The following is a 23,133-nucleotide window of genomic DNA, read 5'->3' as shown; positions in this document are numbered from 1 at the left end:
CTGCCTTCCATTTTGAAATACAGTTTGCAACCGGTTGCAAAACTTGTATCTTGGGAATCGAAATCTCGCAAGCTGCATTCGGCACAGGGTCGAATTTTCCCGGAAAGGTTCGCGTTGACATGACACCGACACAAGACACCATCCGCTTGACCACGGCGCAGGCGATTATCCGTTGGCTTTCCAACCAGTTCATCGAGGTTGACGGGCAGGAAATGCGTCTGTGTGGCGGCGGTTTCGGCATCTTCGGGCATGGCAATGTCACCTGCTTGGGCGAGGCGTTGCACGGGGCGCAAGACGACCTGCCGCTGTATCGTGGGCAAAATGAACAAAGCATGGGATTCGCCGCCGCCGGGTATGCAAAGCAATGGCTGCGCCAACGGTTCATGTTCTGCACGGCAAGTGCCGGGCCGGGCACGTCGAACCTGTTGACCAGTGCGGCTTTGGCCCATGCGAACCGGTTGCCCATGCTGCTATTGTGCGGGGACACGTTCCTGACCCGCCTGCCCGACCCGGTCTTGCAGCAGATGGAGAACTTCAACGACCCGACCTTTGGCGTGAATGACGCCTTCAAACCTGTCGTGCGGTATTGGGACCGGATCACGCACCCGGCGCAGGTGATCCAGTCGCTGCCAGCCGCGATTGCCACGATGCTGGACCCGGCCGATTGCGGCCCGGCCTTTTTGGGGCTGCCGCAGGATGTGCAGGGTTGGACTTATGATTACCCGACAGTGTTTTTTGAAAAGAAAGTCCACCGCATCCGCCGCCAATCCCCGGATGCGGATGAGGTCGCAGATGCGACCGCAACGCTCGCGGGTGCGAAACGCCCGATGATCATCGCCGGCGGAGGCGTGCAATATTCGCGTGCGGTGGCGGAATTGACCGCGTTTGCCGAAGCCCACCAAATCCCTGTCGTTGAAACCATCGCGGGCCGCGCGAACATGCTGGCGACCCACCCGTTGAACATTGGCCCAATCGGTGTCACCGGATCGGACAGCGCCAATGCGATTGCCGAAACGGCGGATGTGATCGTCGCTGTTGGCACGCGGCTTCAGGATTTCACCACCGGGTCGTGGACAGCCTTTGCTAAGGACGCGCAATTCATATCGGTGAATGCCGCCCGCCACGACGCGGCCAAGCATATGTCCCTGCCAGTGGTAGGCGACGCAAAACTGTCGCTGACCGCCTTGACCGATGCTTTGGACTACGCCGCCCCTGCCGCTTGGGTCACTACTGCGCAGGACAAGCGGCGGGCGTGGGATGATTATGTGGCCGCCAATGTGTCCCACGGCAACCGCCCGAATTCTTATGCGCAGGCCATCGGTGTTGTGAACGATCTGTGCGATCCGCGCGACCGCGTGGTGGCCGCAGCGGGCGGGTTGCCTGCCGAAGTTACCGCCAACTGGCGCACACTGGACATCGGCACGGTGGATGTCGAATTCGGGTTTTCCTGCATGGGATACGAAATATCTGGCGCATGGGGCGCGCGCATCGCGCAATCAGAACAAGAGCCCGACAAGGACACGATCGTCTTCATCGGTGACGGGTCTTACTTGATGATGAACTCGGACATCTATTCGTCGGTCCTGAGCCGGAAAAAGCTGATCATCCTTGTGCTGGACAACGGTGGATTTGCGGTGATCAACAAGCTGCAAAACAACACCGGCAACGAAAGCTTCAACAACCTGATCGCCGATTGCCCGACCATCCCTGCGCCTTTTGGCGTCGACTTCGAAGCACATGCAGCATCACAAGGGGCGATTGCCGAAACCGTGTCGAACCCCAGTGAGTTGGGCGAAGCTTTCAGTCGCGCGAAGGCGTCGGACCGCACCCATGTCATCGTCATGAAGGTCGATGCCTACGAAGGCTGGACCACCGAAGGTCACGCGTGGTGGGAGGTCGGCACCCCCCATATCACCGACAGCGACCGCGTTCGCGCCGCACATGAGGACTGGGAAAGCAGCCGCTCCAAACAGCGCAAGGGCGTGTGATGAAACGCTACACCGCTCAGACAGCCAACCCCGCCGAAATTGTTCAGGAACTGCTACATGGCGGCGGGGCCGTCGGTATTTCAGGCCTGTTCACGCCCGAAGAAATCGCCGAGGCGCGTGCCATTGTCATGGCCCACTCGGAAAGTGCCGCCGAGAAGGTAACGCATTTTCAGGGAGCCGCTGAAGACGCTGGCAAGCTGGACCTGCAACGCCGGGTTTGGAACTTGTTGGCAAAGGGGGCAGTCTTTTCGCGCATGGCGTCGCATCCGGTCTTGATGGATGTCCTGCGCGCCTTTCTGGGCACTGAATTCATCATGGGATCAATCGCGGCCAACCGCATTTTGCCGGGTGGTCCCGGGCAGGAACCGCATGTGGATTACCCCTATTGGGACTTTCACAAACCCGAAACCCATCCGGTTGGCCTGAACGGGTCGTTTCCCATGAATGCGCAGGTTTCAGTTCTGCTTGATCCGTTCACCGAAGAAAGCGGCGCGACCGGCTATGTGCCTGGATCGCAACGGGAATTACGATACCCAACCGCCGAAGATCGTTTCTACGACAAGTGTGAACGCATGACCGGACAGCCCGGCGACGTTGCGCTGTTTTACGGCGTCACTTGGCATTGCGCGATGCCGAACAAGGCGGATCACGACCGCAGCGCCATCCTGATCCAATACCTGCCGAAATGGGTAAAGCCGATGGAGGACATGCCCGCCGCGCTGCCGCAGGATTTCCTGGATCAGGCCAGCCCGGATATGCGCCAGCTTTTGGGATTGAACTATCCCTATCCCGAAGTGCTTGATGCCGCGCGCGCCGGAAATACGGAGGGGCGGTCGTGATCCTGAATGGCATCTCGAAACGCAATTTTCTGGTGATCGGGCGGGTCGGCATGGACCTTTCCCCCGACCCGCCCGGCACGCGCACGCGGGATGCTCAAAACATGATGGTCGCGATGGGCGGCAGCAGCGCCAATATCGCGGCAGGGCTGGTTAAACTCGGCTGTCAGGCTGCTTTGGTCACCCGCGTGTCGGACGACGCTGTGGGTTGGTATTGCGAAGGGCAGTTGGACGCATACGGCGTCGACCGCACCCATGTCAGCCGCATCCAAGGCGAAGAGCGCACCTCGCTTGCCGTCTATGAAACCCGCGTCGAAGAGCATCAAAGCGTTATCTACCGCAACAATGCTGCCGATTTTCAAATGTCCATCGAGGATGTCGAGGCGGTCGATTATGCAAGCTTCGGCGCGTTGATTACCGCAGGCACCGTGTTTGCGGCAGAGCCGTCCCGCACGGCCACATTCCGGGCGTTCGAACTGGCCAAGGCCGCCGGTTTGCCTATCATCTTTGATGTGGATTACCGCCCCTATAGCTGGTCCTCACCGAGGGTTGCCGAAGAGGTTCTGTCACGCGCTGGCGCCCTATCAGACGTGATCGTTGGCAATGACGAAGAATTCGGCTTCATGGCCGGAGACATCGCGCACGGGTTAGACAAGGCGCGTGACCTGGCCGGGTCGTCTGCCACGATTGTCGTGTATAAAATGGGCGCTGAAGGTGCGATCACACTGGCTGATGGAGCAGAAATTCGCACCGGCATCTTTCCCACCAAGGCCGTGAAACCCACCGGTGCTGGCGACAGTTTCATGGCGGGCTTTCTGGCCGCTCTGGCGGACGGGCAAGCACTGCGCGACGCCATTCTGCGCGGGTCCGCCTGCGCCTCCATCGTCGTGGCCAAGCCCGGCTGCGCCCCCGCAATGCCCAATACAGCCGAGCTTGAGGCGTATCTCGCCTCGCATCCCGGCCCCACCGACTGCTGAAAGGATATCCAATGCATATCGCGCCCCATGACAATCAAAACAAGCCCATCGTCGATGTCGATCATGACCTTGTGCCGTTGAACTACTTCAACATCGTCAAGCTGAAGAAGGGCGAGGTCTTCGACTACGCCGTGCCGGGATATGAGACCTGCATCGTGCCTGCGACGGGCACCGTTGACGTAGATGTCGACGGCGCGGCCTATCCGGCACTGGGCAACCGGACGGTCGACGTTTGGGACGGCGAGCCTGAAGGCGTCTATGTTCCCACCGGGGCACATGCGCGCATCACCTGTGTCACCGACGCCACCGAGGTCTTCATCGCCGGGGCGAAATTCGACAAGGTGTTGGAGCCGTTCGACGTGCGGGGTGACGCGATTGATTTGGTGCAATACGGGTCTGACGACACCAAAACGCATCGTAAAATCAAACACATACTGGGTGCAAACCACCACGATCAAGTCGGTCGACTGCTGGTTAGCGAGCTGTACACAGTCGGCCAAGGCGGCTGGTCTGGCTTTCCGTCACACAAGCATGACACCGATCGCCTGCCCGACGAAACCCGTCATGACGAAACCTATAACTTCCGGTTCCGCCCTGACTATGGCTCCGGCGTTCAGATGTTGCAGCGCGAAGATAACGAACCGGGCGATGCCTATCACATCATGAACCGCTCAACCGTTCTGATCGACAAGGGATACCACCCCTGCGCCGTTCTGCCGGGTTATGAGATGTATTATTTCACCATCCTTGGGGGGCTTTCGCAGCGGTCGTTGAAACAGTATTTCCAACCGACCCACGCCGCCCAATTGCACACGATCCCTGGCATCATGGACATGGTGGCAAAGTTCAAATGACCCTTGCGACCTTGTCAGACGTGCTTCAGCCCGCGTTGAAGCACGGATATGCCGTGGCCGGGCTGGTCACGCTGGGCTGGGAAGATATGCGCGCCTTCGTTGCAGCCGCCGAGGCAGAGGAAGTGCCCGTGATCTTGCAAGCTGGACCATCGTGCCGCGAACACACACCGCTTCCCATACTCGGCCGTATGTTTCGCCACTTGGCAGAAAACGCGACCGTGCCAGTCGTGGCCCATCTGGACCATGGCTACACGGCTGAGGATTGCCGGATTGCGATCGACAGCGGCTTCACCTCGGTGATGTTCGACGGCTCTCGCAAACAGTTGGCCGATAACATTGACCAGACCGCTGCCATCGTCCAGATGGCCCATCAGGCTGGCGTATCCTGCGAGGGTGAGATCGGTTTTGTCGGCTACTCGGGCGGCGAAACCTCGGCCGGGACAGACCCGGAAGAGGCGGCGCAGTTCGCCCGTGACACCGGCGTGGATGCCATGGCGATTTCGGTCGGCAACGTGCATTTGCAGCAGGACAAAGAAGGCGGTCTGGACATGGATCGCATTCGCGCCATCGAGGCCGTCACCAGCGTCCCATTGGTGATCCATGGTGGGTCTGGCGTGCCGGTGGCGCAACGCACGGCGCTTGCCCGAACTTCCAGCATCTGTAAATTCAACATCGGCACAGAACTGCGCATGGTCTTTGGGCAAGCCCTTCGTCATGCTGTGAACGCCGATCCCACTCGTTTCGACCGGGTGCAGATCCTGAAAGAAACGCATGACCCGGTGGTGGCTGCCACGCGCCTGGTGCTACAAGCCTTCAAAGGAGCTTGAGATGCTGAAAGTTGGACTTTTGGGCTGCGGCCGCATCGGACAAGTGCATGCGCGATCCATCGGCCAAATCGACGGCGTGCGCGTCTCGGCGGTGGCCGATGCTTTCGCCGAGCCTGCTCAATCGCTGGCCGCACAAACTGGCGCGCAGGTGTTGGACAGCCAAACCCTGATCGACAGTGCCGAGGTTGACGCGGTCGTCATCGGCACCCCGACGGACACCCATTACGACCTGATCCACGCCGCCGCTCGGGCCGGCAAGGCCATTTTCTGCGAAAAGCCCGTCGATATGTCCGCCGACCGCATCCGTGATTGCATCAAGGTGGTCGAGACATCCGGCGTCCCCTTCATGACCGCGTTCAACCGTCGTTTTGACCCGAACTTCGCAAATGTTCAGACGCGCATTGCCGGAGGCGAAATCGGCGCAGTCGAGATCGTGACCATTCAGTCGCGCGACCCGTCGCCGCCCCCGATCAGCTATATCAAAAGCTCGGGCGGGCTGTTTCGTGACATGATGATCCACGACTTGGACATGGCGCGATTTTTGTTGGGCGAGGAACCCGTCAGCGTTTACGCGGTTGGGTCGGCCTTGGTTGATTCAGAAATCGGGCGGGCCGGGGATGTCGATACAGCCGCCGTGACGCTGACCACTGCCAGTGGCAAGATCTGCCAGATTACAAATTCGCGTCGCGCGACCTATGGCTATGACCAACGGATCGAGGTGCATGGGTCGAAGGGCATGATCCGCGCCGAAAACATATTGGAAAACACGGTCGAGATCGCGTCGGAGGCGGGCTTTCGCAAAGCGCCCGCGCAACATTTCTTCTTGGAACGCTACGAGGCGGCCTACCGCGCCGAGATGCAGCACTTCGTGCGCGGCGTTTTGGATAGCAAACCGCTTTTTCCAGGGATCATCGACGGCCTGCGGGCTCAATTGCTGGCGGACGCTGCGACAAGTTCGCTGGCGCAGGGAACGCCTCTGTCCGTGGCGTAATCCGCGCGTTTGCGGCAAATATCAGCTTCTATCCCAGAGGCGGACACCTCGGGCAACTCGGACTTGGCTGTCTTTTCAGTCTCTAGCTCTGTGGGCACGGCGCAAACTTCCCTGTGAGTGGAGCCGCGCCAACAATTCATCGGTCGACAACCTGCGCCACGCGGCACAGGATAGCCTTTGATGAAGCAGGGAAAGTGAAAGGTATTCGCAATGGCCACCGAAATACTTGAACATATTTGGATCACCCTGTCAGACGGCTGCCGCTTGGGCGCACGCATCTGGCTGCCCGAAGGCGCGCGCGACACACCCGTTCCAGCGGTGCTGGAATACATCCCCTATCGCAAACGCGACGGAACCCGCGTGCGGGACGAGCCGATGCACGGCTATTTTGCAGAACATGGTTATGCCTCGGTGCGGGTCGATATGCGCGGGTCGGGCGACTCCGATGGTCACATGGCAGACGAATATCTGCCGCAAGAACAGGACGACGCGCTGGAGGTTCTGTCCTGGATCGCCGCGCAGGACTGGTGCAGCGGCAATATCGGCATGATGGGCAAAAGCTGGGGCGGCTTCAACTGCCTGCAAGTCGCCGCCCGCCGCCCGCCGGAACTGAAGGCCGTGATCCCGGTCTATTTCACCGACGACCGGTTCCGCGACGACATTCACTTCATGGGCGGCTGCCTTTTGAACGACAACCAGTGGTGGGGGTCGATCATGCTGGCTTATCAGGCCCGCCCGCTGGACCCCGAGATTGTCGGCGATCGCTGGCGCGAAGATTGGCTGAAACGCATCGACGACCTGCCCTTCTTCCCCGCCCTTTGGGCCGAACATCAACGCTATGACGCCTATTGGAAGCACGGCTCGGTGCAGGAAGATTACGCTGCCATCACCTGCCCCGTTCTGGCCTTCGGGGGCTGGGCTGACAGCTATACCAACTCGGTCCCGCGGATGTTGGAGCACCTCTCGGTCCCCTGTCGTGGCATCATCGGCCCATGGGGCCATGTCTATCCCCATGACGGCATCCCCGGCCCCGCGATGGGCTGGCTGCAAGAGGCCGTGCGCTGGTGGGATCACTGGCTCAAGGGCATCGACACCGGCGTGATGGATGAGCCCAAGCTGCGCGCCTATGTGAACGATGCCACCCTGCCCGATGGCAGCCGCCCCATGCAACCCGGCCGTTGGGTCGGTGAGGTGGAATGGCCCTCAAACGAGGTCACGCCAATGCCCCTGTGGCTGACCAAATCGGGGCTTGCGGGGAAACCCGGCGCGGGCGAGCTCTCGATCCGCTCGCCGCAAAGCCACGGCAAGGCAGCGGGCGAATGGATGGCCGCCGGTGTGCCCGGTGAAATGCCCACCGACCAACGGCTTGACGATGGCGGGTCGCTGAATTTCGACACCGAGATCCTGACAGACGAGGTCGAGGTTCTGGGCCGCCCCCATCTTGACCTGACGCTGACATCAGACAGCCCAGTGGCGCAAATCGCGGTGCGCCTGTGCGACATTCTGCCAACGGGCGAGGTCTTGCGCGTCAGCTATCAGGTCCTGAACCTGACCCATCGCGACGGGCACGACCACCCGCAACCGCTGGAGCCCGGCAAGCCCACCAAAGTCCGTGTCGCGCTGAATATGTGCGGCCATCGGTTCGCCAAGGGGCACAAAATCCGCGTCTCGGTCGGCACCGCCTATTGGCCCATCGTCTGGCCCGCGCCCTATGCCGCGACCCTGACCGTCGCGCTGGAAGATGCCTGCCTGTCCCTGCCCTGCCGCGCAGGTGGCGACGTGCACCAGATGACCTTCCCTGACCCCGCGCACGGGCCGCTTACACCTGTCACCCAGCTTGATCCCGGCTCCATCGCCCGCACCAGTCTGCAAGACCACCTGACGGGCGAAACGGTCTATGTCACCGATGGCGTCGGCGGCGTGTTCGGCGAAGGCGTCCTGCGCTTTGACGATATCGGCACCCATACCGCCCACTCCCTTCGGCGCGAGCTGCGCATCCGGGACGACGACCCGCTGTCAGCCCGCTCGGTCATCGAGCATAGTTATGACACCGTCCGCGACGGCTGGAACATCCGCACCGAAACCCGGCTTGAACTGACCTCGACCAAGACTGAATTCCACCTCGACGGCACATTGCGCGTGCTGGAAAACGGCGACGAACTGCGCAATCGCACTTGGCACAAGGTCATCCCCCGCGATCTGATCTGAGCTTCTCAATCGGTGGCAGGGTGCGCAACGCCTCTGGCGCCGAACGCGCACGGGCAACGGCATGCCGTCGACAGCGAATATTGAGACCAGGCAGCAGAAATTGGACAAGGCAGATTGCGAAAGGGAGGGTTCAAGGTTTTCAAAGCAATGGGCCGCATTCCTAAGCGCGACATACACGTCGAACCAGCAGCGCCAAACCCGACAGTGATCGGAAATTAGTCCCCACATCCTTGACGCAAACCGCCGTCACCATGAGCCGCTAATCTTGCACTGTCCGCTTCGCTCCAATTGTCCGGGTCTGTGACCGCGACCCGCGGTCGGACATGGTCAGGGCCAAAATAGGCGTGACCATGTCCATCGGGTGCAGAGTTTGCAGCGCCATTTCAACGGCAAGTTGGAACTGGGTGACGACGGGCATGAATTTCATACCGGGCGAGACATCAACAGCAGCAAGCTCTCTCATCCATTCCGGCGCGCGGAACATTGATGCTGGTTCTTAAAAGGCAATCTTCCACCTACCCAAAAAGCGGCGCAGGATTTGTCCGTTCGCACAGACGAGGCTGTCCGCTTCATCAACACCGTCTCTGCATTGGACGGACCATTGCAGATTAATTTCTGAAGTTGCGTTTCGTGAACCAACGGCAATTCAGAAATGTTGATCGGGGTGTTTGCTCGCGCATACCTCGCGTCGGCCAGAGTGGCTTGCGGCACACGATCCTTGCTTGGCGAATCGGGTTGGCGTTGAGCAGACCGTAGAAATACGGATTGGTGATTGCGGCTTCACCTGCGAGAAGTAGGCATGACCGCTTCAAATTCACATAACATCTCACGTTACCTGTGGCTCTGGGCACTTGCCGTTGCCGTGGTGCTTGGTGGGTTGGCGTTTCTTGAACGGCAAAGTCTGGTTCGCGAACTGACTGTCAAAAGCGCGACGCTTCACCGCTTGGCCTCACAACGCGCAGATCAGCATGATGCCCATCTGACGTCGCTGTCAGCGATTTTTGTGGCAGGCGGGGTCGAGCGTCAGGACTTGTTCCTGGATGTGGCCGCAACAATCATGCGCTTTTATTCCCGCATCACATCGGTGAATGTGATCCCGTTTGATCCATCCGAGCCCGCGATGCAAACACAGCCCGGACTTACGACCGAGGATGCAGCGCAGGTCGTTCAACTGGCCCGCAACTCGACAGGTGCGTTGGGGATTGAGCAAGTGCCGACGATGCCCGGCAACTACATGGTTGTGAAGCGCACGCCCAACACAGATGCGGCTCGTTATGGATTGGCGCTGATCATCAATGCCCGCGCGCTGGTCGAGACTGAAGACCCCTTTTGGCAACGCCCGTCCGTATCGCTTCGCCTTTTGACACCGGACGGGCAGAAGGCGCTTGTTGGTCAGGCTTCACCCGACTCGGTGGGGTTCACAAAGCCACTGGGAAGTGCGTCCCAACCTTTGATCCTTGAAACCGCCCTGACAATCGGTGTGGCAGACGTCTTGCCGCTGGGCAAAGCGCTGGCTGCCATCTCGCTCGCGACAGCTCTGTTTGTTCTTGCGGCATTTGGCGTCAGGCAACGGGCACGCAGAACGGATGCAGAAAGTCGCGCAAAGCTCAGCGCACAGGAGACGCGTCTGGCGCACGCGTCGCGGGTGAATGCGATGGGAGAGATGGCCAGCGGGATGGCGCATGAATTGGCACAACCGTTAACGGCCATTCTGAGCCAAGCCCAGGCCGGTCGCCATTTGGTCCGGCGGGGCGACGCTGAACGCCTGGGCTCGGTACTGGACGAAACAGTGACACAGGCGCAGCGCGCCGCCGACATTCTTGACCGGCTAAGGCGTTGGAGCAAACCCAACCGTGCAGCTTCAGAACCCTGCGCGCTTCAGGATGCCGTTCATAGTGTGCAGCGTCTTTTGGCATCGGACGCCACGGCCAAAGGGGCCACAATTACGCTGTCTCTGTCCGACGCACCGCTTCTGATTGATGCCGATCCGGTCGAGTTGGAACAGGTTGTCTTCAATCTGGTTCGCAACGCACTTGATGCCTCGGATGCGGCGCACGTCACGATCAAAACTGATATCGATGGTAGCACTGCGATATTGGACGTCATCGACAACGGGCCGGGCGTGCCCGAAGCGATAAGAACACGCATCTTTGAACCGTTTGTCACCGGAAAATCAGACGGAACGGGCCTTGGGCTGGCGCTGTGCCAACGCTTGGTCGAGGAAATGGGCGGCGAAATTGAACTGGTATCCGAAGCGGTCGAGACGACGTTTCGGTTGTCCCTGCCGCTTTCACCACAGAAAGCCTCGTCATGAAAAAGCACGTCTATCTGGTCGATGATGATGAGGCCATCCGCAAGGCGCTGACCCTTCTGCTTGAAACGGTCGGCTTGGACGTGCGCAGCTTTGCGTCGCCCGAAACGTTCTTGAACCAAGCGCCCGGGCTGACACCGGGATGCTTGATCCTTGACATCCGGATGCCCGCAATCTCGGGGTTGAAGCTGCAAGAGAAACTGACCGAACAAGGCATGACATGGCCCACTGTCGTGATCAGCGGTCACGGTGATATCAAAGCGTGCAGACGAGCGTTTCGTAATGGTGCGATAGACTTCCTCAGCAAGCCGGTTGACGAGCAGGACCTGATCGACGCCATCCAAAAGGGCCATGCAGAACTTGAAGCACGGCAGCAAGCCTTGGAAGAACATGCCGAAGCGATTGCGCTGATCACCCAGCTTTCTGTTCGTGAGCAAGAAGTCTTGGGCATGATTGCCAAAGGGCTGACGACAAAGCAGATCGCAGACGCGCTTGGCCTGTCGCCGCGCACGGTCGAAAGCCATCGTGCCGCGATTGCAGCCAAGGCAGGCACGTCCTCTGCGGCGGAACTCACGCGATTCTGGCTGGATGCGCAGGTAGACCCGTAGAACTACGGATATCCTTGCGGTGGCTACGAATATCGCGGTCGACCCGTTGTCCCTAGACAAGGTGCATCAGTCACACAAAGGGAGATATCCAATGATCCGTACACTTACACTTGCCGCCGCTCTTCTCACACCTGCTGCTGCGTTTGCGCAGGACTTGCCATCCGCACCCTACCTGCCGCTCAACATGGCCACCCAAGCGGCACAGGCTGCTGTCGATGCGTGTGCCGCCGAAGGTCACAACGTCAGCGTTGCGATTGTCGCCCGCAGCGGCGTGACCAAGGTCATTCTGCGTGCCGACAACGCAGGCCCCCACTCCGTCGGGTCAAGCACGGGCAAAGCATTTACGTCCGCCAGCATGGGCCGCGACACTGCCGGCTTGGCCGGTTTCATCGGTGGGAACCCTGAAAACGACGGCCTGCGCGATATGGACAGCCGTTTGGTCATTCAAGCCGGTGGTTTGCCGATCAAGATCGGTGGTGCCTTGGTGGGTGGCATCGGTGTCGGTGGCGCACCATCAGGCGCGATTGACGAGACTTGCGCGCGCGCAGGCCTTGATACCATTGGCGCCGAATAAACCAAACATGACCTGCCCCTGTTCGGGGCGGGTCACCGCATGTGAAAGGTCAATCAAATGCTTCGTTTCCTGATCATAGCCGCCACGTTTGCTTTCACTGGCGTGGCCCATGCACAGACGGCACCCTCAGCCTCAGACATAGCGTCTTACACCGGGCTTCATCTAGCAGCCCACGAAGGGCACCTGGACGATGTCAACCGGTTGATCGCATCAGGTGCAGATGTAGATGCACGAGATCGCGCGGGCCGAACGCCCGCCCATGTCGCCGCCTTCGCCTCGCATGACGATGTCGTCGCTGCTCTGGCCAAGGGTGGTGCGGATATGAACGCGCTGGAAGACCGTGTCTACGATGTTCTGACCATTGCCGCTGTCGCGAACGATCCTGAACTGGTGTCGTTGGCCATGCAGGTTGGCAACAGGCCGGACCTCGTCACCAGCGTCTACGACGGAACGGCCTTGATCGCTGCGGCGCATCTGGGCCACCACGACGTCGTCGCCCGACTGGTCGCCGGCGGCGCACCGCTGGACCACGTCAACAATCTTGGGTGGACCGCGTTGATCGAGGCTGTGGTACTGGGGGATGGCGGATCAGATCACGTGCGGACGGTCGAAGTTCTAGTAGAGGCCGGTGCAGATAAAACCATTGGTGATCGCGACGGTGTAACGCCACTTCAGCACGCAACGGCGCGTGGTTATGCAGACATGGTCACGCTTCTAAGGTGACAGTTGATCCATTGCAAAAAATCTAACGGATTGACGCAAAACCAGATACATCGAGCGTGTTTTGCCACACCAATGCCAAAAGGTCAGGCCGTTCGCATCGCCCGAAAAATTGTGCTATTTGATCAGATGCGCGGCTGATCTTGGGTCGCGGACGAACCTGACCGAGTATCTGCCGAGATGGACAAGCTTTCTGTCATGCACGCCTTTCGCCGCATCGTTGAACGCGGCAGTTTTGCGCGGGCGGCGGAAGATCTGGGCGTTTCTCCGGCCCTCTTGAGCCGAGAGATCAAGTTGCTCGAGGAAAGTCTGGGCAGCACGCTGCTGACGCGGACGACACGATCCATGTCGCTGACGGATGCTGGGCAGATCTACTACGACGAAGCGTCCGGCATCCTCGACAACGTGGCCCGGGTCGAAAACCGCATCCGTGACGGCGCCGGGGCGGTGCGCGGTCATCTTAAGGTGAACGCCTCCAGTTCCTTTGGCCAGACAGTTATCGCGCCTTTGCTACCGGGTTTTCTCGACGCCTATCCTGAGCTCAGGTTGACGCTTTCTCTGGATGATCGCGTGGTGGATATGGTCGAGGGTGGGTTCGACGTCTCGATCCGCATCCGGGCCACATTGCCGGATTCGGCACTGGTCGCGCGCAAGGTCGGCACCATGCGCCAGCGGATATTCGCAGCACCCGCGTATCTGGAAAAAGCCGGTGTTCCGAGCGCGCCTGAGGACATCGTGCATCATCGTGTGGTCGGTTTCTTGCTTGCAGATCACCTGACCACTTGGACCATGCATGGACCTTCTGACACCATCACGCTTGATCTTGATCCACCTGTCCGCGTCGGCAACAGCCTTGTCTTGCGCGACCTGTTGATCGCGGGCCAAGGCCTCGGCACACTTCCGGAATTCGTCTCGAACGAGCCCGTGGCGCGCGGCGAACTTGTGCGCGTGTTGCCAGACTACGAACTTCCATCACCCGAGATTTTTGCTGTGACAGCGTCGCGGTTGGGGATGGACGCCAAGGTGACGGCCTTTCTTGACCATCTGCGCGCGGCCCTGCACGGCTGACATTCTTCAACCAGCGTAAAGAATGAAGTGAGAACCAGCCGGTTAATCCCGTCCACCCCATCCCCCATCCTCTTAGGCATCGAAACGCCAACACCCTGAGAGGATCCAATGACCCGCATTCTTGTTCTTTACTACTCCAGCTATGGCCATGTCCGCGCGCTTGCCGAAGCCGAAGCCGAAGGGGCGCGCAGCATCGCTGGCACCCATGTCGATCTGAAACGTGTGCCTGAAACGGTGCCTGACGCCGTGCGCCAGAACGCTGGTTTTATCGACGACGACACGCCGATCGCGACGCCCGCTGATCTGGAAAGCTATGACGCCATCATCTTCGGCACGCCTACCCTGTTTGGGATGATGGCTAGTCAGATGAAGAGCTTTCTTGATCAGGCCGGTGGCCTTTGGGCACGCAACGCGCTGGTCGGCAAGGTGGCTGGTGTTTTCACCTCGACCGGATCGCAGCATGGCGGGCATGAGGCGACGCTTCTGTCCACCCAGATCCCGCTTCAGCATTTCGGAATGCTGATTGCCGGGATGCCCTACACCTTCGCCGGTCAGACCACCGCCGATGGCATCGTGGGCGGCGCACCTTATGGGGCAGGCACCATTGCCGGGGCAGATGGATCGCGCGCGCCCTCCGCGATCGACCTTGCAGGCGCGCGCTTCCAAGGTGCGCACGTGGCCCGGATTGCCACGCGCCTGGCTGGCGCAAATCTGCATGAGGAGGCCGCGTGATGGCCTCGCTCACCATAGATTTTTTCCACGACGTTGTGTGCTGCTGGTGCTTCAATATCTCGTCGCGAATGCGCAGCTTGGCCGCCGAGTTTGACCTCGACATCCGGCATCGGACCTTTGTCCTGCAAGCAAGCCGCTCTGAAATGGCGTCGCGCTGGGGAAACCCGGAAGACGCACGCGAAACCATTCTTGGGCACTGGGTGAATTGCCGCCGGGTCAGTGACCAGCCTGAGTTGGTCGACATCGACGCCATGCGGTCCGCCCCGTTCGACTACCCACACGGATTGACCGCTGCACTGGGGTGCAAGGCGGCGGAACGGCTCGGCGGGCAAGCTGCCCACTGGGACATGTTCGACCGGCTGCAACGTGCCCATCTGACCGAGGCACGTGATGTTGCCGACCCCCAGACCGTGTTGGCCGTGGCACGAGAGCTCGGCTTTGAAAATGCCGCCTTCGCCGAGGCTTTTGACGACCCTGACACTGCGCGGGCAGTCGAGGCCGACAGGCAACATGCCCGTCAGCTCCAAGTCCGCTCTATCCCAACCCTCATCGTCCGTGAGACCGGCGCACGCCTTGTCAACGGACCGCGCGAGGATCTGGCCGCGCAACTGCGTGCCGCCCTTCGCCTAACCGCTTGAAAGGAGACCCTGATGAACCTGTTCTTCCGCCGCACGCAGGTCCGACACCGCCGCCACCTTCCGCGTGGCGCAACCCGCGACCTGTCACCCCACATGATGCGCGACATCGGCCTTGAGACATGGCCGGAACACCCGCGCGACCATATTCGCCGCCTCTGGTGAGCTGCTAGCCCGGAGATCAACCATGACCCGCACCACCGACATTTTTCTGACCGCGCTCGCCCCCGCGATTTGGGGCAGCACCTACCTTGTCACGACAGAGGCGCTGCCTGCGGGCTATCCGGTGACGCTCGCCGCGCTGCGCGCCCTGCCCGCCGGATTGTTGCTTCTCGCCGTTACGCGCTGCTTTCCACCGCGCGTCTGGCTCGGACGGGTTTTCCTGCTTGGCAGCTTGAACTTCGCGCTGTTCTGGGTGCTGCTGTTTGTGGCCGCCTATCGGCTGCCGGGCGGGGTCGCAGCGACACTTGGTTCCGTGCAAGCCATGATCGTCATCGTGATGGCCCGCGGCTGGCTTGGAACACCAATCAGGGCCGGGGTGGTGGCCGCAGCTGCAACCGGTGTCATCGGAGTGGCCCTGTTGCTAATCGGACCAGAGGCGCGCCTTGATCCCACCGGCATCGCCGCCGGACTTGGCGGAGCTGCTTCAATGGCGGCGGGCACCGTGCTGAGCCGCAAATGGCAGCCGCCCGTTCCCGCGCTCAGCTTCACGGCGTGGCAGTTGACGGCGGGTGGGCTGATCCTGTTGTCGATCGCGCTTTTGATCGAGCCACCTTTGCCGCCGCTCACGACGACGAACCTTCTCGGCCTAAGCTGGCTTGGCCTCATTGGCGCAGCGGTGACTTATGCGATATGGTTTCGCGGTGTGGCCCGACTTGAGCCGGGCGCTGTCTCGATGTTGGGTATGATGAGCCCCGTAACGGCGGTGATCCTTGGGTGGGTCTGGTTGGAACAAGCGCTGTCACCGATGCAATTCGCCGGTGCGGTGATCGTGCTTGGGTCTGTCTGGGCAGGCCAGCGCGCGAACCGTCCACGTGCTGGCGATGCCTCGGTGCGCCCTGCCCCGACAAGGGCCAAGGCCGCCTGATTGCAACTCAAGAAAGGATCTTCAGAATGTTCAATCTTACCCTGACAAATGACGTCGCGCGGAAGGTTCGCCTGGCAGGACTGCTGTATCTCATCATCATTGTCACTGGCCTTGGCGCCGAGCTTGGGCTTCGTGGTCCGCTCGTCGACTTCGAAAACGCTGCTGGCACGGCCCGTTCCATCCTCGCTGCACCGGTTCAGTTCCGGCTGGCCATCGCCGCTGACCTTTTGATGGCGCTCAGCGATGCGGGGCTTGCCGTGCTGCTCTATCTGGTCTTCCGAACTGTCGCGCCGGGTCTTGCGCTCTCGGCCATGGTGTTTCGCCTGATCCAGACCGTGCTGATCGCCGCCAATCTCATGGCCTTGCAGGCTGCGTGGCTGTTTCTGGCCAGCACGGATGGTCTTGCGGATCACGCTGCCCTCGCGCTGCTGCTTCTCAACCTGCACGCTCACGGCTATGATCTGGGACTTGTCTTTTTCGGTGTGAACAGCCTGATCATGGGCGTGCTTGTCTGGTATTCAGGTCTGTTTCACCGCGCCTTTGGGGCCGGACTGGCAGTTGCCGGAGCGGTCTATCTGATCGGAAGTGGGCTGCGCTTCTTCGCCCCCGAGTTTCACGCAGGCTTCACCCCGATCTATGGCGTCACAATCCTTGCGGAAACGGCGTTTTGCGTCCGGTTGCTCCTCCAGCGGAACCCCAATTTACTGGAACTGGATCAAAACTGAACGCCGTGTCGCGCTGATTTCAAAACCGTGCAATCTATCCTATCATCACCAATCAGGAGAGATCTTATGGCTGAACGAGGCTTTACTGTCCGCGCCCTTGGTGAAATCGCCATCCGGTGCATTGATCTTGACGCGATGGTCGCGTTCTATCGCGATGTGATCGGGCTTGAACCATTCAATGATCCGGAAAACGGCAACATCGTTTTCTTCCGTATCGCCGAGGGCTTTGGCGGCCATACCGCCGTGCTGGCACTGTTTCGCCACGACATCGAAGGCGCAGGCCGCACCCGGGCGGGTGAGTTGCCCCCCGCGACGGGTCCGGGCTCCTCGCTCCATCACATTGCGCTTAGCCTGCCTTGGGAAGAGCAAGATGCGGTCATCGCTTGGTATGAGAAACTTGGGCTGGAATACAACGTGGAAACATTTGATTGGGTCGGGTGGCGCGGGGTCTTCACCTTCGATCCGGACGGCAACACCGTGGAACTCGTTGCGAAAGACCCACGCTGAATCACGCCTTTCGTAGCGGTGTCTAAGCTCGCTACCCGCTAGCCAAATTGACCCGTCGCATGCTGCTTCACCAACGGGTGTCAGACGTGCTGAACGGCGGATGCGGTGGGTGCAACCAAGGCTAGGAATGGGTTTTGAACCGATTGCTCGATGCCTTGCAGTATTAACGCAATGATCTGCGAATTCTCCGGGCGCAGACGCGCCCAAAGCCGACTTTGCCGATGTCGTCAACCGCTGCGATGCAGCTAAGCCAGATCGGACATTCGCTGCGGTTGCATGATCTAGGATCTCTTAAAGTGACAGTCGCGCGACGGAGCAGGCATTCACAACGTTCGCACAAACCGCAGCTTTCGGCACACTGCGCCAATTGAGTTTGCATCTATTCAGCTATCAGAGCTTTGGTCTTGCCACGCTCTGGTGCGCATTGAATATATCGAAACGCACATTGTGGTTGCGAGCCAACCGACCAGTGACAGGTGAAATTATCTCGTCCACAAACGACATTTTCTGCATTGCAATGCTTGTTTTGTCGAAGGTTCTTCCTGCAACCGCGCCAAGCAGGTTGCGTCGAGTGCAGCAGGTTCTGCTGCCTCAGAGTGCGTATTGCTCCATCGCCCAAATTATATCGTCACGATGCTGCTCGATGGCCGCGAGGCAGTGGTCCACATTCTGTGGCGAGAAGTAGTGCTCTTTGTCGAGAATGTTGACTGTCCCAATGACCTCTTCCAAGCAAATCGGCACATTTAACGCAGCGCCACATCCAAGGCTTTCAATCAAGGCATGGTCCGGGAAATAGATCGCGAACTCCGCAACGGTGTTCGCGACGAAAACCTCACCGCGTTCTACAACCTGTTCTGTCCAAGCCCCTTGCGACATCGATTTGGTCCCGGACACCGGATAAGCGTCGGTGTGAGATGTATAGACCCGCCGCGCAAGACCAGCGGCGCGGTCCAGAACCGTTACGGTGAACAACCGCCCCCCGGTTTGCGTGTGCAAGGCACGATAGATCGCCTCGGGGGACGGTTGTTGGGTCATTCCTTTTCGACCAGACGGTAGAAGACGTAGTCAGATGTGGCGCCGTTGACGAACCCTTTGATGTTGTCCCGCATCGCGACCTGTTTGATCGCCTGGAACATGATAACGAACGGCGCTTCGGCCTGGGTTTCTTTCTGAAGCTCCAGATACATGCCAAGCCGCTTGTCCGCGTCCTGCTCGCCCAGGGCTGCCATGGTTTTGGCGTTCATCTCTGCAGGTGGCATCCATGCGTTGCGCCACGTCGTGGTGGAGGCGTATTTGTCATCGGAGTTATCCTTGTTGTACGCAAATGCCTTGGCGTTGGAATGCGGGTCCATGAAGTCAGGCCCCCAATACAGCAACATCGCCTCATGGGTGCGCGCGCGGTACTTGGTGATGACCTGCGCGCCTGTGCCTGCAATGATTTCGAGGTTAATCCCGCCTTCGGCGAAGGAGGCCTGTAACGCCTGTGCCATTTCCACGAAAGTTGGGGCCGATATGACATCCATCGTGACGTTGATGGGCGTCTCCACCCCGGCGTCCTTCAGGATCTGTTTGGCTTTTTCGGGGTCGTAACTAAACGGTGTGTCGGTCAACGCGCCCGGAAAACCATCCGGCCAAAATGCCTGATGCACCTTCATCTGACCCTTGAGCATGCCATTGGCCATGCCTTGATAATCCACCAGATAACGTGCAGCTTCCCATACTGCGGTATCGGTCAGACTGTCGGTTTTCTGATTGAACGACACCCAATGCACGGCGGCTTGCGGGTAGGTCTCTACACGCACACCATCAACCCCCTCAAGGCCGGCGATCTGACCGGGATCAAGGTCCTTGGCCATGTCGATATCGCCCGCTTCAAGCTGCAATCGTTGGGTTGCACCTTCGGGGTTGTGTTGAATGACGATGCGGTCCATCGACGGGCGGCCCTGATAATAATCAGGGTTGGCATCGAGCGAGAGGATATCGGCAGGACGATAGGTGCCCAAGCTGAACGGCCCGGTGCCCGCAGAGTTCTTGTTCAACCACGCATGGCCCATGTCGCCGTCGACCTCGTTGGCCATGACGGTTTGCATGTCCACGACTGATGCCGGGCGTGCGGCGAGCACGTTCAAAACGAAAGATGGCGCAAAGTCGCCCTCGTAACGCACGATGACCGTATTGCCTTCTGCGGTGACCATTTCGGCGATGTTGTCAGCGGTCCAACCCAACTGAGTCAGGATGAAGGATGGTGCCTTATCAAGGGCGACGACACGGGTCCATGATCCGACCACATCCTCGGCTCGCACCGGATTGCCAGAGTGGAATTTAACTCCGTCGCGCAAGGTGAAAGTGACAGTCTTGGCGGTGGCGTCGACGGTCCACTCGGTGGCCAACGCAGGGGCCAACACAGTCGTGTCGGTCGCATCATAGCGCACCAGCGTGTCATACGTGTTGGCAACATATTCGCCTGAGCTGAATTCGTAAGCCGAGGCTGGATCGATCGTGACAATGTCGTCGATGTTTTGGGCCACCACAAGCATGTTGTCTGGCGTTGCGGCTGTCACCGGCGAAAGCGCCAAGGCGCTTGCCAGAAGTCCCGCAATGAACGTTGTCTTTAGGTTAAGCATGTCGTCCCCCTAGTGGTTGGTGCCCTCGAACAGAGGTCTGCAGCAACTGCTGCGAATAAGGAAGTTTGGCCGAGAATTGTACGCTAGACCTCTACTTCTATGATTTCAACAATCTCGCCGTCCTTCGTGACCGCAAGCCTGTCGCATATGCAACCCGCGGCTGAGAGGTGTGCGACACGATCTGACAGGCGAGCCAGTGTTCCGTGCGCAGGACGGGGCCACTTGTTGCTGTAGGCCGCCAGCGTCGCGTGCGTGCAAGCGTGACAGACGGTACCGTATGTCACTGAAACGAGTTGAAGACTGGAAAGAGCTTTGTCTAGCTCAGGCGGACCCGCTGGAGGCAGTGAACCTGTATGACGCGGTTGATCGAAAAAACCTCTCGGCAGTCCTTGTCAGAACTGATGCTCCGGCGGACCATCGACCTTCGAGGTCGTGCGCCGCGGCTACTGCGCCCTGGCGTTCAGGTGGCAGTCCAAGTCGATTTCAAATGAGAAAATCTTTATGACGATGACGGCTTTGAACGGCCGAAGGGGAGTGAAGCTATCACTTGTCTCTCCGACTTCAATCTAAGAAAAGGTAAAAAATAGCGTTCATGCGTCCTGTTGAGGATTGCTGAACTCTCACGCCGCCTACAGCCAGCGCTCAATTTCACGTCAGGCCATCACCCAAGGGAATAACCCGCGCCCCGCACTGTTCGGATTGGATCGGTGCCGCCGTTGCGCGTTATGGACTTGCGCAGCCGTGCGACATGGACATCGACGGTTCTTGAATCCAAAAAAATACCACGACCCCAGACCAGATCGAGCAATTGCTCGCGACTGAAGACGCGACCGGGCCGTTCCATGAACCTTGATAACAGTCGAAACTCGATAGGTCCCAAATTGAGGTCTTGGTTATCGCGGCTGACACGATGGCTTTCAGGATCAAGGACAATATCTTCGTAAGTTAAGGTCGCGACAGCCGCTGACTGGGTCCGGCGCAATTGTGTGCGGGCGCGAGCCATTAATTCTTTGACGGAATACGGTTTCGTCACATAGTCATCGGCGCCGGTATCCAGACCACGGACACTGTCAACTTCTTCGGAACGAGCCGACAACATGATGATGGGGATGTGTTTTGTGGCGTCACTGGTCTTGATCCGGCGACAAACTTCGATCCCGCTGAGCAAGGGCATCATCCAATCTAGGATAATTAGATCGGGCAGGTCTTCTCGTATCATTTGCATCGCTTCCTCGCCGTTGGTCGCGTGGCGCACTGCAAAGCCTTCTGCATTCAAATTGTAGGTCATGATCTCTGCCTGAGCAGGCTCATCTTCGACAAGCAGGACCTGCGCTTGAATTGGCGCCATCCCTTAGCCCCCCGTGACTGTGGATGTTGTATCCGCCTTCGGACGCGCCTCTTCTGGTTGCTTTCCGTCGGCCAAATATATGACTTGTTCCGCAATTGATGTCACATGGTCCCCCATGCGTTCCGTGTTTTTTGAAATGAAATGCAGATGCAAGCAGGCCGTAATATTGCGGGGATCCTCCATCATGAAGGTCAACAGTTCACGAAACAGCGCGTTATACATCTGATCCACCTCGACATCGCGGGCAATAACATCAGCGGCAAGCGCAGTATCGCGGTGGATATAGGCATCCAGCGCGTCTTTGAGCATTAACTCGACCGCACGCGTCATGCGATGAAGGGTGCCGGTGCTGCCGCTGATCGGATCGGCATTCGACAAAACTTCGGTGCGTTTCGCCATGTTCTTAGCGTAGTCCCCGATCCTTTCAAGATTGCCGCTGATCTTGATCACGCTCAAAATCAATCGCAAATCAATGGCAGTCGGCGCACGCAAAGCAATAATCCGTGCCGCACTTTCATTGATAGCCTCTTCAAGCGCATCAATTGAAGAATCCGCTGAGCGCACCTGCTGTGCAAGGTCTTCATCGCGTGTTTCAAGCGACTCCATGCCCAGGCGGATGGCGTTTTCGACCAACCCTCCCATTTTCATGATCTGCGCTTGAACAGCTTCCAGGTCGGTATCGAACGCCGAAGAAATATGTGCGTTGGTCATGGGTTATCCAATCCTGCCGGTGATGTAGCTTTCGGTTCTGGGGTCACTTGGGGCCGTAAATACCTGATCTGTGTCGCCATATTCAACCAAACTGCCAAGGTGGAAAAACGCCGTTTTCTGGCTGATCCTTGCTGCCTGCTGCATGGAATGGGTGACGATCACGACGCAATAGTTTTCGCGCAAATCGTTGATCAATTCTTCGATCTGGGCCGTCGCGATCGGGTCAAGCGCAGAGCAAGGTTCATCCATCAACAGCACTTCGGGCGAGGTTGCAATCGCCCGCGCGATGCAAAGTCGCTGCTGCTGGCCGCCTGAAAGGCCAGTACCGGTCTTGTTCAAACGATCCTTGACCTCATCCCAAAGCGCCGCTTTTCGAAGCGCGTTTTCGACAATGTTGTCCAGATCGGCCTTATTGCGGGCAAGACCGTGAATTTTTGGGCCATAGGCCACGTTGTCAAAGATAGATTTGGGAAACGGATTCGGCTTTTGAAAGACCATCCCAACCTTGGCGCGTAGTTGCACTGGATCGACTGAGCGGTGGTAGATATCTTCACCTTCGATCAGGATTTCACCGCTCACACGGCAAGTTTCAATCGTGTCGTTCATCCGGTTCAAGCAACGTAGGAACGTCGATTTTCCACACCCGGATGGGCCGATAAATGCGGTCACAGTGTTTGCGGAAATACCTACCGACACATCTTTGATGGCGACGCTGTCCCCATAAGAAACATGTACGTTTCTGGCAGTGATTTTTGGGACGGCCATATCCGGGTTAGGCTGGATCAATGTGTTCACTTTCATC

General features: G+C 59.0%; 24 protein-coding genes. 18 read left to right on the top strand and 6 right to left on the bottom strand.

Annotated features, from left to right (window positions below; all coding sequences use genetic code 11):
• Window positions 1-119: 119 nt before the first annotated feature.
• The 7 genes from iolD to Q0864_RS00890 all read left to right on the top strand — a co-directional run bounded on the left by iolD (window position 120) and on the right by Q0864_RS00890 (window position 8,681).
• Complete coding sequence (iolD, locus tag Q0864_RS00920) at window positions 120-1,988, top strand: 3D-(3,5/4)-trihydroxycyclohexane-1,2-dione acylhydrolase (decyclizing) (protein WP_298565255.1); 1,869 nt, start codon at window positions 120-122, stop codon at window positions 1,986-1,988.
• Window positions 1,988-2,827 carry a phytanoyl-CoA dioxygenase family protein gene (locus tag Q0864_RS00915; protein WP_298565252.1) on the top strand — a complete coding sequence of 280 codons (840 nt, stop codon included), beginning with the start codon at window positions 1,988-1,990 and terminating at the stop codon, window positions 2,825-2,827. The genes iolD and Q0864_RS00915 overlap by 1 nt, the downstream gene beginning before the upstream one ends.
• Window positions 2,824-3,801, top strand: a complete 978-nt coding sequence (iolC, locus tag Q0864_RS00910; protein ID WP_298565249.1) for a 5-dehydro-2-deoxygluconokinase — start codon at window positions 2,824-2,826, stop codon at window positions 3,799-3,801. Before Q0864_RS00915 ends, iolC begins: the two co-directional genes overlap by 4 nt.
• Before the next feature lie 11 nt (window positions 3,802-3,812).
• On the top strand, window positions 3,813-4,655 hold the full coding sequence (locus Q0864_RS00905) for a 5-deoxy-glucuronate isomerase (RefSeq protein ID WP_298565246.1): 843 nt from the start codon (window positions 3,813-3,815) through the stop codon (window positions 4,653-4,655).
• On the top strand, window positions 4,652-5,482 hold the full coding sequence (locus Q0864_RS00900; protein ID WP_298565243.1) for a class II fructose-bisphosphate aldolase: 831 nt from the start codon (window positions 4,652-4,654) through the stop codon (window positions 5,480-5,482). Before Q0864_RS00905 ends, Q0864_RS00900 begins: the two co-directional genes overlap by 4 nt.
• 1 nt (window position 5,483) lies before the next feature.
• The gene (gene iolG / locus Q0864_RS00895) at window positions 5,484-6,473 is read left to right on the top strand and encodes an inositol 2-dehydrogenase (RefSeq protein ID WP_298565240.1); all 990 of its coding nucleotides are present in this window, start codon (window positions 5,484-5,486) and stop codon (window positions 6,471-6,473) included.
• 210 nt (window positions 6,474-6,683) lie between these two features.
• Window positions 6,684-8,681: a CocE/NonD family hydrolase gene (locus Q0864_RS00890; protein WP_298565237.1), complete on the top strand. Its 1,998-nt coding sequence runs from the start codon at window positions 6,684-6,686 to the stop codon at window positions 8,679-8,681.
• 259 nt (window positions 8,682-8,940) lie between these two features.
• Here Q0864_RS00890 and Q0864_RS00885 read toward each other — a convergent pair whose 3' ends face one another.
• Window positions 8,941-9,165, bottom strand: coding sequence for an alpha/beta-hydrolase family protein (locus Q0864_RS00885; protein ID WP_298565234.1), 225 nt, complete (start codon window positions 9,163-9,165; stop codon window positions 8,941-8,943).
• A gap of 315 nt (window positions 9,166-9,480) precedes the next feature.
• Between Q0864_RS00885 and Q0864_RS00880 the strand changes: the two genes are divergently transcribed.
• The 11 genes from Q0864_RS00880 (at window position 9,481) to Q0864_RS00830 (ending at window position 17,648) form a co-directional block, all read left to right on the top strand.
• On the top strand, window positions 9,481-10,995 hold the full coding sequence (locus Q0864_RS00880) for a HAMP domain-containing sensor histidine kinase (protein ID WP_298565232.1): 1,515 nt from the start codon (window positions 9,481-9,483) through the stop codon (window positions 10,993-10,995).
• Window positions 10,992-11,600, top strand: coding sequence for a response regulator (locus Q0864_RS00875; RefSeq protein ID WP_298565230.1), 609 nt, complete (start codon window positions 10,992-10,994; stop codon window positions 11,598-11,600). The genes Q0864_RS00880 and Q0864_RS00875 overlap by 4 nt, the downstream gene beginning before the upstream one ends.
• Window positions 11,601-11,691: 91 nt before the next feature.
• Window positions 11,692-12,174, top strand: coding sequence for a heme-binding protein (locus Q0864_RS00870; RefSeq protein WP_298565227.1), 483 nt, complete (start codon window positions 11,692-11,694; stop codon window positions 12,172-12,174).
• A gap of 57 nt (window positions 12,175-12,231) precedes the next feature.
• Window positions 12,232-12,897 (top strand): ankyrin repeat domain-containing protein, encoded by a 666-nt coding sequence (locus Q0864_RS00865; protein WP_298565224.1) that lies wholly within the window; start codon window positions 12,232-12,234, stop codon window positions 12,895-12,897.
• 177 nt (window positions 12,898-13,074) lie between these two features.
• Window positions 13,075-13,962 (top strand): LysR family transcriptional regulator, encoded by an 888-nt coding sequence (locus Q0864_RS00860; RefSeq protein WP_298565222.1) that lies wholly within the window; start codon window positions 13,075-13,077, stop codon window positions 13,960-13,962.
• 108 nt (window positions 13,963-14,070) lie between these two features.
• The gene (gene wrbA / locus Q0864_RS00855; protein ID WP_298565220.1) at window positions 14,071-14,694 is read left to right on the top strand and encodes an NAD(P)H:quinone oxidoreductase; all 624 of its coding nucleotides are present in this window, start codon (window positions 14,071-14,073) and stop codon (window positions 14,692-14,694) included.
• On the top strand, window positions 14,694-15,332 hold the full coding sequence (locus Q0864_RS00850) for a DsbA family protein (protein WP_298565217.1): 639 nt from the start codon (window positions 14,694-14,696) through the stop codon (window positions 15,330-15,332). The genes wrbA and Q0864_RS00850 overlap by 1 nt, the downstream gene beginning before the upstream one ends.
• A 12-nt stretch (window positions 15,333-15,344) precedes the next feature.
• Entirely contained in the window at window positions 15,345-15,494 is a 150-nt protein-coding gene (locus Q0864_RS00845) for a hypothetical protein (protein ID WP_298565213.1), read from the top strand.
• A 22-nt stretch (window positions 15,495-15,516) separates the two neighbouring features.
• The gene (locus tag Q0864_RS00840; RefSeq protein WP_298565210.1) at window positions 15,517-16,416 is read left to right on the top strand and encodes an EamA family transporter; all 900 of its coding nucleotides are present in this window, start codon (window positions 15,517-15,519) and stop codon (window positions 16,414-16,416) included.
• Window positions 16,417-16,442: 26 nt separating this feature from the next.
• Window positions 16,443-17,141, top strand: a complete 699-nt coding sequence (locus Q0864_RS00835; RefSeq protein WP_298565207.1) for a DUF4386 domain-containing protein — start codon at window positions 16,443-16,445, stop codon at window positions 17,139-17,141.
• 66 nt (window positions 17,142-17,207) lie between these two features.
• Window positions 17,208-17,648 (top strand): VOC family protein, encoded by a 441-nt coding sequence (locus tag Q0864_RS00830; RefSeq protein WP_298565204.1) that lies wholly within the window; start codon window positions 17,208-17,210, stop codon window positions 17,646-17,648.
• A 591-nt stretch (window positions 17,649-18,239) separates the two neighbouring features.
• Here Q0864_RS00830 and Q0864_RS00825 read toward each other — a convergent pair.
• From Q0864_RS00825 to pstB, 5 genes are all read right to left on the bottom strand, one after another.
• Complete coding sequence (locus tag Q0864_RS00825) at window positions 18,240-18,683, bottom strand: GAF domain-containing protein (RefSeq protein ID WP_298565201.1); 444 nt, start codon at window positions 18,681-18,683, stop codon at window positions 18,240-18,242.
• The gene (locus tag Q0864_RS00820) at window positions 18,680-20,272 is read right to left on the bottom strand and encodes an ABC transporter substrate-binding protein (protein WP_298565198.1); all 1,593 of its coding nucleotides are present in this window, start codon (window positions 20,270-20,272) and stop codon (window positions 18,680-18,682) included. The genes Q0864_RS00825 and Q0864_RS00820 overlap by 4 nt, the downstream gene beginning before the upstream one ends.
• A gap of 661 nt (window positions 20,273-20,933) precedes the next feature.
• Entirely contained in the window at window positions 20,934-21,620 is a 687-nt protein-coding gene (phoB, locus tag Q0864_RS00815) for a phosphate regulon transcriptional regulator PhoB (protein ID WP_298565195.1), read from the bottom strand.
• A gap of 3 nt (window positions 21,621-21,623) precedes the next feature.
• Complete coding sequence (gene phoU / locus Q0864_RS00810) at window positions 21,624-22,331, bottom strand: phosphate signaling complex protein PhoU (RefSeq protein ID WP_298565192.1); 708 nt, start codon at window positions 22,329-22,331, stop codon at window positions 21,624-21,626.
• A gap of 3 nt (window positions 22,332-22,334) precedes the next feature.
• A complete protein-coding gene (gene pstB / locus Q0864_RS00805; protein ID WP_298565189.1) occupies window positions 22,335-23,132 on the bottom strand; it encodes a phosphate ABC transporter ATP-binding protein PstB in 798 nt (265 codons plus the stop codon).
• Between the last annotated feature and the right edge of the window lies 1 nt (window position 23,133).

This window comes from uncultured Aliiroseovarius sp., from assembly GCF_947497285.1.
GTDB lineage: Bacteria > Pseudomonadota > Alphaproteobacteria > Rhodobacterales > Rhodobacteraceae > Aliiroseovarius.
The sequence above is the reverse complement of the archived record's forward strand: the minus strand, read 5'-3'. Positions and strand labels throughout refer to the sequence as shown.

What these genes read in the sequence shown, in the direction of transcription:
- Q0864_RS00835 (WP_298565207.1), top strand. Translation starts at nt 16,443, where the DNA reads ATGTTCAATCTTACCCTGACAAATGACGTCGCGCGGAAGGTTCGCCTG.
- Q0864_RS00820 (WP_298565198.1), bottom strand. Translation starts at nt 20,272, where the DNA reads ATGCTTAACCTAAAGACAACGTTCATTGCGGGACTTCTGGCAAGCGCC.
- iolD (WP_298565255.1), top strand. Translation starts at nt 120, where the DNA reads ATGACACCGACACAAGACACCATCCGCTTGACCACGGCGCAGGCGATT.
- Q0864_RS00845 (WP_298565213.1), top strand. Translation starts at nt 15,345, where the DNA reads ATGAACCTGTTCTTCCGCCGCACGCAGGTCCGACACCGCCGCCACCTT.
- Q0864_RS00865 (WP_298565224.1), top strand. Translation starts at nt 12,232, where the DNA reads ATGCTTCGTTTCCTGATCATAGCCGCCACGTTTGCTTTCACTGGCGTG.
- Q0864_RS00880 (WP_298565232.1), top strand. Translation starts at nt 9,481, where the DNA reads ATGACCGCTTCAAATTCACATAACATCTCACGTTACCTGTGGCTCTGG.
- Q0864_RS00830 (WP_298565204.1), top strand. Translation starts at nt 17,208, where the DNA reads ATGGCTGAACGAGGCTTTACTGTCCGCGCCCTTGGTGAAATCGCCATC.
- Q0864_RS00860 (WP_298565222.1), top strand. Translation starts at nt 13,075, where the DNA reads ATGGACAAGCTTTCTGTCATGCACGCCTTTCGCCGCATCGTTGAACGC.
- Q0864_RS00840 (WP_298565210.1), top strand. Translation starts at nt 15,517, where the DNA reads ATGACCCGCACCACCGACATTTTTCTGACCGCGCTCGCCCCCGCGATT.
- Q0864_RS00870 (WP_298565227.1), top strand. Translation starts at nt 11,692, where the DNA reads ATGATCCGTACACTTACACTTGCCGCCGCTCTTCTCACACCTGCTGCT.
- Q0864_RS00905 (WP_298565246.1), top strand. Translation starts at nt 3,813, where the DNA reads ATGCATATCGCGCCCCATGACAATCAAAACAAGCCCATCGTCGATGTC.
- Q0864_RS00890 (WP_298565237.1), top strand. Translation starts at nt 6,684, where the DNA reads ATGGCCACCGAAATACTTGAACATATTTGGATCACCCTGTCAGACGGC.
- Q0864_RS00850 (WP_298565217.1), top strand. Translation starts at nt 14,694, where the DNA reads ATGGCCTCGCTCACCATAGATTTTTTCCACGACGTTGTGTGCTGCTGG.
- Q0864_RS00885 (WP_298565234.1), bottom strand. Translation starts at nt 9,165, where the DNA reads ATGTTCCGCGCGCCGGAATGGATGAGAGAGCTTGCTGCTGTTGATGTC.
- Q0864_RS00915 (WP_298565252.1), top strand. Translation starts at nt 1,988, where the DNA reads ATGAAACGCTACACCGCTCAGACAGCCAACCCCGCCGAAATTGTTCAG.
- phoU (WP_298565192.1), bottom strand. Translation starts at nt 22,331, where the DNA reads ATGACCAACGCACATATTTCTTCGGCGTTCGATACCGACCTGGAAGCT.
- pstB (WP_298565189.1), bottom strand. Translation starts at nt 23,132, where the DNA reads ATGAAAGTGAACACATTGATCCAGCCTAACCCGGATATGGCCGTCCCA.
- Q0864_RS00825 (WP_298565201.1), bottom strand. Translation starts at nt 18,683, where the DNA reads ATGACCCAACAACCGTCCCCCGAGGCGATCTATCGTGCCTTGCACACG.
- phoB (WP_298565195.1), bottom strand. Translation starts at nt 21,620, where the DNA reads ATGGCGCCAATTCAAGCGCAGGTCCTGCTTGTCGAAGATGAGCCTGCT.
- Q0864_RS00875 (WP_298565230.1), top strand. Translation starts at nt 10,992, where the DNA reads ATGAAAAAGCACGTCTATCTGGTCGATGATGATGAGGCCATCCGCAAG.
- Q0864_RS00900 (WP_298565243.1), top strand. Translation starts at nt 4,652, where the DNA reads ATGACCCTTGCGACCTTGTCAGACGTGCTTCAGCCCGCGTTGAAGCAC.
- iolG (WP_298565240.1), top strand. Translation starts at nt 5,484, where the DNA reads ATGCTGAAAGTTGGACTTTTGGGCTGCGGCCGCATCGGACAAGTGCAT.
- wrbA (WP_298565220.1), top strand. Translation starts at nt 14,071, where the DNA reads ATGACCCGCATTCTTGTTCTTTACTACTCCAGCTATGGCCATGTCCGC.